The organism is Geobacillus sp. ZGt-1, from assembly GCF_001026865.1.
GTDB lineage: Bacteria > Bacillota > Bacilli > Bacillales > Anoxybacillaceae > Geobacillus > Geobacillus thermoleovorans.
In genome coordinates this window covers 23,559-32,264 of record NZ_LDPD01000008.1, presented here as the reverse complement: position 1 = coordinate 32,264, position 8,706 = coordinate 23,559, and the positions used below count along the sequence as shown (strand labels likewise).

The 8,706-nt window shown below is 45.7% G+C and carries 9 protein-coding genes and 2 pseudogenes; 4 read left to right on the top strand and 7 right to left on the bottom strand.

Features of this window, described 5'->3' with window-relative positions; translation table 11 throughout:
• Positions 1 to 9: 9 nt before the first annotated feature.
• From VU18_RS18820 to VU18_RS02335, 3 genes and pseudogenes are all read right to left on the bottom strand, one after another.
• Positions 10 to 642, bottom strand: a complete 633-nt coding sequence (locus tag VU18_RS18820) for a hypothetical protein (protein ID WP_021322734.1) — start codon at positions 640 to 642, stop codon at positions 10 to 12.
• An 88-nt stretch (positions 643 to 730) separates the two neighbouring features.
• Complete coding sequence (locus VU18_RS02340) at positions 731 to 2,602, bottom strand: RNA-binding domain-containing protein (protein ID WP_011230079.1); 1,872 nt, start codon at positions 2,600 to 2,602, stop codon at positions 731 to 733.
• Between the two features lie 312 nt (positions 2,603 to 2,914).
• Positions 2,915 to 3,709 (bottom strand): annotated as a pseudogene (locus VU18_RS02335) (SpoVR family protein); the annotation flags it as partial.
• Between the two features lie 161 nt (positions 3,710 to 3,870).
• Between VU18_RS02335 and VU18_RS02330 the strand changes: the two are divergent.
• A complete protein-coding gene (locus VU18_RS02330) occupies positions 3,871 to 4,476 on the top strand; it encodes a DedA family protein (RefSeq protein ID WP_011230077.1) in 606 nt (201 codons plus the stop codon).
• Between the two features lie 29 nt (positions 4,477 to 4,505).
• Here the strand turns inward: VU18_RS02330 and VU18_RS02325 are convergent, their stop codons facing one another.
• Positions 4,506 to 4,754 carry a hypothetical protein gene (locus VU18_RS02325; protein WP_025039331.1) on the bottom strand — a complete coding sequence of 83 codons (249 nt, stop codon included), beginning with the start codon at positions 4,752 to 4,754 and terminating at the stop codon, positions 4,506 to 4,508.
• A 180-nt stretch (positions 4,755 to 4,934) separates the two neighbouring features.
• Here VU18_RS02325 and VU18_RS02320 point away from each other — a divergent pair, with 180 nt between their 5' ends.
• Complete coding sequence (locus VU18_RS02320; protein ID WP_013146280.1) at positions 4,935 to 5,192, top strand: YhdB family protein; 258 nt, start codon at positions 4,935 to 4,937, stop codon at positions 5,190 to 5,192.
• A 47-nt stretch (positions 5,193 to 5,239) separates the two neighbouring features.
• On the opposite strand, the pseudogene VU18_RS18815 reads toward VU18_RS02320, so the two are convergent.
• The 3 genes and pseudogenes from VU18_RS18815 to VU18_RS02310 all read right to left on the bottom strand — a co-directional run.
• Positions 5,240 to 6,046, bottom strand: a pseudogene (locus tag VU18_RS18815) (phospho-sugar mutase); the annotation flags it as partial.
• Between the two features lies 1 nt (position 6,047).
• The coding region (locus tag VU18_RS18810) for a phospho-sugar mutase (protein ID WP_236687252.1) at positions 6,048 to 6,997 on the bottom strand (950 nt) is incomplete at its 3' end.
• Between the two features lie 116 nt (positions 6,998 to 7,113).
• Positions 7,114 to 7,560, bottom strand: a complete 447-nt coding sequence (locus tag VU18_RS02310) for a CBS domain-containing protein (protein ID WP_011230073.1) — start codon at positions 7,558 to 7,560, stop codon at positions 7,114 to 7,116.
• A gap of 173 nt (positions 7,561 to 7,733) precedes the next feature.
• Between VU18_RS02310 and VU18_RS02305 the strand changes: the two genes are divergently transcribed.
• Positions 7,734 to 8,171, top strand: a complete 438-nt coding sequence (locus VU18_RS02305; protein ID WP_047757584.1) for a disulfide oxidoreductase — start codon at positions 7,734 to 7,736, stop codon at positions 8,169 to 8,171.
• Complete coding sequence (locus VU18_RS02300) at positions 8,168 to 8,641, top strand: thioredoxin family protein (RefSeq protein ID WP_011230071.1); 474 nt, start codon at positions 8,168 to 8,170, stop codon at positions 8,639 to 8,641. Before VU18_RS02305 ends, VU18_RS02300 begins: the two co-directional genes overlap by 4 nt.
• Positions 8,642 to 8,706: the final 65 nt, after the last annotated feature.

Sequence of the window (8,706 nt, the reverse complement as noted above, 5' to 3'; positions counted from 1 at the left end):
TCTTTTGTTCTAGCAAAATGTTTTACACAAACTTTTATACATCACCAATCGGTCAGGGTGACTTTTTGGTAATACTGCTTGCTGATATAACTTGTGTTTAAGCATTGAATGGATTGGCAATTTGCGAATTTTTTCTATGTTTATCAAACTTCCTTCATTTTCCCGGGCTTTTTTGATTATGTCAAAAGGAATATCCGGATGGACAAAATAATTTTCAATCTCAGCTTGAGTAACTCCCAGCTTTCGGGCTATCGTGACAACCTTTACTCCGCTATTAACCATTTGATCAATCAACATATGTTTGTCCAACCACTTTGTTGTTTGATGATGGAACATCCTCCGTAGCAACTTAATTCTTTGTTCTGTTTCATTCGAATATCGCTGAATAACGCAAAATATTTTTGGGCACCTTTTATGCATTTCATTCATTTTTTTATATGCTAAGTATTCTGGGTACCCCGCAACTAACCAATATTTATCTTCCGTTCGATCCTTTTCAACAATAACATGGCTGCTTAACTGATCCCCTCCCTCTAATATTTTGACCATTTTCTCTACTGCTCTTTTTGAAACATTTTCAACGTATATGGGGACAATTTTATCTAATTCAATGGATTCCATCCAAATCCCATCAAGCTTCATTCGTACCCCTCCCCATCATATTTTGTAAAACTATATGAGAAGGGAAATTTGTCTAATAACAATAAACCAGCATTAGGAATCCAATATCCTAATGCTGGTTTGTAAAAAGAGATCGTGTCATATATGCTTGTTTCGGATGGTTTATTTGCTCTGGATATAGCGGTTCTAATTTCCCTTCCTTAAGCAATCGTGAAATGTACTTTTTGCGAAGAGGATCCATCTGCCTATTCAGTAATTGACTTAATTCTTTGAGCGTTAACGGCTTAATTGCACAAAGATTTAAAATGATCTCATCCATTTCGGAAGGATTTAATCTCTTTTTCTTCCTTGCTAATTCAGAAATATCCAATAGCACTTTTTCATGATCTTTTGTTTGTTCGTTTTCGTTAGGTCCGGAGTTAGCAGCGTTAGGTCCGGAGTTATTAACATTAGGTCCGGAGCTTATCCGATTATATCTGGAGTTCCCTATAGACTTTTGATGAAACATTTCCGTTAGCGTATATTTTGTACCTCTTCCTTGTCCATTTGGTTCTAAATATCCTTTTTCCACCAGTCCGGATAATAATTTGCTTATTTCATCACTCTTTTTATCTGTCAGGCTTTGCAATCTCGTATTGGTCACATAATTTTCTTGATGTGCCGTCACTAAAATTAATACTTCATCATTGGTTAAAAACTTATAATGTTTCCCAAGAACTGCTTTTAGAAAATCGACGCTTTCCTGCGGTAATAATGAAGTTGTTCGCAACGTAAGAATCGTGCGATCCGGCTGAAATTCTTCAATTAATTCTGGGGCAGTCCAATGTTGTTCTTTCCACGCCAAATGAATATTCTCAATCCCCGACCCTGCCCGTTCACCAAGTCCGATTAACATAAACATTTTAAAAATCGTTGGATTTCTCGGATCACTTATTCCACCTTTCAGTGCTTGTTGCAAAGGAATCCGAAGAACACCCGGGTTGGAAAATCGAAATAACATCTTTTCCTTTTCGATAACAATTCCGCGTTGCCCGTAGTAATCGGCATGAGCCAACGTATTGACTAAAGCCTCACGAAGAGCAGCGTGCACCCTTGTATCATCCTTGCGAAAAAGCCCCTCCATTTGAAAAGGAATGTTTAAATCATCCGTTAGTCTACGGATGACTTTAAAATAAAAATCATACAAATTCCCCGACCAAGTGCCGTCGGAAGAAATAATCCGATCTGTCCATCTCTCCCCCGGCACATCCGAACTCTTTTCCCGATATTCTAAGAAATACTGCGGTAAATACTCTGTAATGCTGCGCTCTTCCCCAAACATGAGCAACCCGGCTAATGTTAGCCCTTCCTCGTTGGTTTCGCGTAGCCTTCCCAAAGCTCCAATTTTATATAAAAATTCCTTCAGTTCTAAACCATTCCAAGGATGATCTGGTTTCAAAGAAGAAAAGCGATTTCGATAACTTCTCACCGATTCCATATTCAAATCATTTAAACCGTAATTGGGAAGAACTTTGCTGTCTTGAGGAATTGGAGATTGGTCCGCTATCATTCGCTGTACTTCTTCTTTTGTACATTTATAGTCTCCTTCATAATTGCGGCGATATGTACCTGTAAAAGGATTATGACCAATATAAATTGGCTTGTCCTCACGTGAAGCTCTTGGAACATAAATTTTCACGATTTCTTTTCCGTCAACTTCAACAATTTCTACATTTCGATCCACTAAGATATTTTTACTAATCCTTTGTGGATTATTAATTCCATCCCAAAAGTCTTTAACTAACTTTTTTGCATCAACATCGACTGGGAAAAACTCTTGTCCTTTTTGCTCGACCCCAAGCAAAATAATACCGCCATTTGTATTCGCAAAAGCAGAATACGTTTCCCAAACATCTTTCGGTAACCCGCCTTTGGCTGCCTTACATTCCAATTCGGCATTTTCTCCATCGTCTATAATACGCAACAAATCCTTCGCGTCCATTCCGCCATATATCCCCTTTAAATTTCTAATATTTAATACAAATTATTTGACAACGAAAAGAAACAATCCTTTTAACATTCAACAAATTATACAATTTTCCATTTGTCAAAGAAATTTATGATTCACTAAGACAAAAATGTATTACAAACGTTATTTTAGCATGATCACTAAACATTATCGAACCATACAGCAAACCATTAATCAAATGAGCAATAATTAAAAATTGCAACATCAAACAAATAAAAAAATCACTTCTGTATACAAGTGATTCCTCATTTACATATTTAAAGCTCCTTTGCAAAACGAAGCTCATCCTTCGTTCATGATTTTCGTCTCCAGCTGCGGCCAAAAATAAAGCATTTCCTCGCGCATCATCGTTAAAATGTCGCGTTGCCAATCCTCCAGTTCGCGGCTGTATTCTTCAATGAACAATAGCACATCTTTTTCCGGTTGCGGCGGAAACTTGCGCCGTTTTTTTCGCGGCGGCGTTTTCAGTTTGTCTCGCTCGTCAAGCGACCATAAATCGTCGTACGGCGTCGATGTTTTCGGAGGCTCCTCCTCTTCGTACACTTCCGTATCTTCCCACGTCCATGACAGCTTTGGCCGCAGGAGCGAGGGATCGATATGCTCCTGAATGGCCAAGACGGCATCCAAAAATTTTTCCACTTCCAATTTTCCGTATTGATGTTCATAATGCTTGATCCGCTCCGCTGTCGCCGCCATGCTTTCCACCATATCGCGCTTCGTGTTGCTGAAGCGGACGTTGTTTTTGAAAAAGTCGCTGTGGGCCAACACATGGGCGACGATCAGCTTATTTTGGATGAGCGTATTCGTATCGAGCAAAAACGCGTAGCAAGGGTCCGAATTGATGACGAGCTCGTAAATTTTGCTTAACCCTAAATCATAATGAAGCTTCATTTTGTAAAACTGTTTCCCAAAGCTCCAGTGGGAAAATCGCGTCGGCATCCCGTAAGCGCCAAACGTATAAAGAATGTCCGCCGGGCAAATTTCATAACGCATTGGATAAAAATCAAGGCCAAATCCTTCCGCAATTTCCGTAATCTCCGCAATGGCCCGTTCCAGCTCTTTCAGCTCGTCCTGCCGCATCCATCTCCCCCCTCTTTTTCCTCTTATCACAATGTATGAGGGAAACGGCGTTTTGATACGTTCCATCGTTTGGCATGAACGCGCAGCGCACCATTTTCATTTGTGGACCGTTGGCTTATAATGGTCATATACAAGAAATCGCGGCAAAGCGTGGTGGTCATTTGCAGCACTATTTGCATTATCTTATCGAACACTTCGGCTACATCGGCATTATGGTTGCGCTGATGCTCGGCATTGTTGGGCTGCCGATCCCCGACGAGCTGCTGTTGACATATGCCGGTTACCGCGTTTCAACGGGGGCGTTTTCGTATCCGCTCGCTTTTCTTTCCTGCTGGCTTGGAGCCATCATTGGCATCTCGCTCAGCTATATGCTCGGGATTACGCTCGGGCTGCCGTTTTTGCATAAATTCGGTCCCAAGCTCCATCTTACAGAAAAACGGCTCGAGCAAACGAAAGCGCTTTTTTCGAAGCTCGGCCCAGCGGTATTGTTCATTTGCTATTTCATCCCCGGCGTTCGGCATCTCGCCGCCTTTTGGGCCGGCATGAACGCCTACCGTTGGAGAAAGTTTGCCTTGTTCGCCTACAGCGGGGCGATGGTGTGGGTCGCTGTCTTTTTGACGATCGGCGCCTATTTTGAAAGCCGCTGGATGGCCGTCAAGCAGTACATCCATGCCTACCGTCCATTCTTATTTCCAGTCTTTTTGGTCGCTCTTGGTTTCGCCATCTTCTATTGGTACATCCAGCAAAAGCGAAAAACACCGGGGTAATCTCCGGTGTTTTTCATTCTCTATGCGCGCTATACGTTCTCGCGCGGGCCGCGATGGTACGTTTCTGTCAGCAATCCCATAAACAGGCCGAATCCGAACATAAACATCGAGGCCCCGATAATGCCGAGACTGATGATCGTCAAGAAATAGTCTTTGTTGTAAGCGCTTGCGATAAAACTAAGCAAAAACAGTACGACTCCGACAATCAATCCCACTGACGCCATCCATTTGCACATGTTGATCATTTCTTGCCCTTCGTGCCGTTTGTTCATTCTCATCATCCCCTTATTTTGAGGATACTACCCTTGTCACAAAATTGCAACATTTATTTTTCCTTTTTCGTTTTCATTTCGGTTATAATTTATATTTTGCCTTCTGTCGCAACATTTACAGGGCAACAAAACGCCCCACCGTCATACACTAACAATGACTCCTTCTTGATAAAGGAGGCATGCCGCTTGAACACCGTCGACTATGATAAGGCGCTCTATTACACGCATCGCTCCGAATGGGACAATTTGCTCATTTTAATGGTGCGTACGCCTGATGATATTCTGTCAAAAAAAATTGAAAAGTTTCTCCACGCTTATAATTTTGAACATGACTACTCCGTCATCCAGGAGCGGTTGCACGCCTTGCTTCGCTATATTGACCATGCGCTTGAAGTGAGCGAACAAAAAATGGGAGTCGAGCAGTACGCACAGTTTTACTCGTAAAACGAACGGGGAATTGGCCGATGCCAATTCCCCGCAGATTGTGCTGATCATTGCGCATAAGAAGGAGAAACGGTGCTGAGCACATCCTTTACGCGCTGCATGACGGCTTCTGTTAAGCGGGCTAGTCTTTCTTCGCTGTCCTCCAGCGACGTCCCTTTGACGCCGAAGTACGCCTTCATTTTCGGCTCCGTCCCTGATGGACGCAGACAAAACCACGAGCCATCCTCCAAGATATACTTGAGCACATTGGATGTCGGCAAATCAATGGCCGTTTTTTCGCCGGTCAACGTGTTCGTCCGCTCTTTCGTTTTGTAATCCTCAATCACCGTCACCTTTTTCCCCGCGGCCTCCACCGGCGGCTGTTGGCGGAACGACGCTAAAATCGCGGCAATCGCCTCTGCTCCTTCTTTGCCTTTCAGCGTGAGCGATCGTTGCCCCTCGCGATAATAGCCGTACTGGTCAAACAATTGCAAGAGCGCCTCATACAACGATAGCCCTTGCTTTTTATAAAACGCGCACACTTCCGCCGCGAGGACAGCCGCCTGCACGGCATCTTTGTCGCGGACAAAATCGCCGATCAGATACCCATAGCTTTCCTCATATCCGAACTGGAACGCATATTGCCCTGTTTGTTCGTATTCCTTCATTTTTTCGCCGATGAATTTGAAACCGGTCAACGTATCGACCGTCTCAAGACCAAACGATTGGGCGATCGCCCGACCAAATTCAGACGTCACGATCGTTTTTAAGACAACACCATTTTCCGGCAGAGTGCCTTGAGCTTTTCGTTGCGACAGCAAATAGTGGAGCAACAAGCCGCCGGTTTGATTGCCGGTCAGCACGACATAGTTTCCNTTGTCATTTGTAACCGCCACGCCCATCCGGTCGGCATCCGGGTCGGTGGCGATCAACAGATCGGCGTTCACTTGCTTGCCCAACTCCATCGCCATAGCGAAAGCCGCGTGTTCTTCCGGATTGGGCGAGGCGACCGTCGAGAAATTCGGATCCGGCAGCTCCTGCTCTTTGACGACAAAGACGTTTTGGTAGCCGAGCTCAGCGAGCGCGCGGCGCACCGGTTTGTTTGACGTGCCGTGAAGCGGCGTAAACACGATATTGATCGCCGTTTCCCGAGCGAGCTCCGGATGGATGGAAATCGTTTTGACCGCATGGATATAAGCATCATCGACTTCGCTTCCGATGATGCGAATAAGGCCTTTTTCTCTTAACGTTTCCTCATCTTCCACATGAATGGCGAGCTCATTTTCGACTTCATTGACATAGCGGATCACTTGGTCGGCGACAGCAGGCGGCAGCTGTCCCCCGTCCTCTCCATACACTTTATAGCCGTTATATTCGGGCGGATTATGGCTAGCGGTGATGACAATGCCGGCAAACGCCCGCAAATAGCGAACAGCAAACGACAGTTCCGGCGTTGGACGCAATTCATCAAACACGTATGTTTGAATGCCGTTCGTAGCCAACGTTTTCGCCGCCTCCATCGCAAATTCCGGCGACTTATGCCGGGAGTCATAGGCAATGACGACCCCGCGTTGCTTCGCCTCATCCCCAAACGATTGTATGTATCGCGCCAATCCTTCCGACGCTTTTCGCACCGTATACATGTTCATTCGGTTCGTCCCCGGGCCAATCTCACCGCGCATGCCGCCGGTGCCGAATTCGAGATTTTTGTAAAAGCAATCCTCCAGCCATCGTTCATCATTGCGGCGTTGTTCCAACAACCGCTTCAATTCCGGATCGAGCTGCGGCTCACGCAGCCATTGTTCGTATTTTTGTCTCCACTCCATCGCTGTTCCCCCTTGATTTTCATTTTCCCTGTTTATGTATTCGCTCCCATCATACAATATACCTGCCAAAAGAAAAAGGATGCCCTGGAAAAAATGTGGGCATCCTTTTTCCCCCATTACCCTTGCGGCTGCGACGGCTCCGAAATGTTCGTCAACGCCTGTTCAGCCGCTTCGTTTGATGCGCTGTTCGTCGCAATATCGCCTAGCGCAACAATGCCTTGAAGCTGGTTGTTTTCCACGATCGGCAAACGGCGAACTTGATGTTGGGCCATGACATTCGCGGCTTCCTGTACGCTCATATTCGGCGTACCGGTGACGACTTGGTTCGTCATGACCTCCGCTACTTTGACGGTCGACGGGTCTTTTCCTTGGGACGAAACACGCAACGTAATATCGCGGTCCGTAATCATCCCTTTGACTTGCCCGTTTTCCACAACCGGAAGCGCCCCAATATTTTTTTGGCTCATGATTTGCGCTGCTTCTTGCACCGTTTGGTTCGGCGAAATCGTTGCGACGTTTTTCGTCATAATGTCCTGCACTTTGTTTCCGCTGTTGTTCGTCAATGTGATCCTCCCCTTTCACCGATTAGTATGGCTCGTTTGTCGAGCGATATAGATAGAAAATGTTGTTTTCTTTCCTGCCCTTTGCCGGTTATGAATGGACGTGCCGTTTTCCATCCCTTATAATGGAGCTAACGGAGGCAAGATCGGGAACATGATGGGAAGAAGGAGAGAACATGGAACGAGAAAAACGTGCGGAGAACTTGCTTTTGGCCGCATGGGCGACCGCGCTCATCGCCACGCTCGGAAGCCTTTATTTTTCGGAGGTGCTTGGGTACATTCCGTGCGACCTGTGCTGGTTTCAACGCATTTTTATGTACCCGCAAGTCGTGATTTTAGGAACCGCCATTGTGCGCAAAGACGCTGCGGCAGCTCGCTATAGCTTCACACTGTCATTGATTGGCGGGGGTATTTCTCTGTATCATTATGGATTGCAAAAAATTCCGCTGCTTCAAGAATACGCCATCAGCTGCGGCCGCATTCCGTGCACAGGGCAATATATAAACTGGCTTGGATTTATCACCATTCCATTTTTGGCGTTCACTGCCTTTATGATCATTATGTTGTTAAGTTGGACCGTCATGCGCCAGCAAAGAAAGGAGAGCGAACGTTGAAAAAACTGCTCGCATTTGGCGGCATCATTGTCGTCCTGTTCGCTGCGATCGCGTTTATTACGATGTACGAACAAAAAGAAGCCGCAAGCAACAATCCTTACCATAAAAGTGAGCTCAACCCAGCCACCATCGCCCAACTTGACGACCCGAACTACCGCAACATTATTTTGCCCGCGGAGTTGAAACAGCAGCTGGCTGACGGCAAGACGCTCACCGTTTACTTTTACAGCCCGACATGCCCTCACTGCCAGCGGACAACGCCGATCGTCGTGCCGCTCGCAAAGGAGCTTGGCATCGATTTAAAGCTGTTCAACTTGCTTGAATTCGAAGACGGGTGGGATGCGTACCATATTGAAGCCACCCCGACGATCGTCCATTACGAAAACGGCAAAGAAATCAAACGCATCGAAGGGTATCATGACGAACAAACGTTCCGAAACTGGTTTTCCTCATTGCACAGTGACAAGTGAAGATGGGTGAATCCGACCTACACAAGTCAAACATGCCGATGCGGGCATCGAGAGAAAGCGAACCG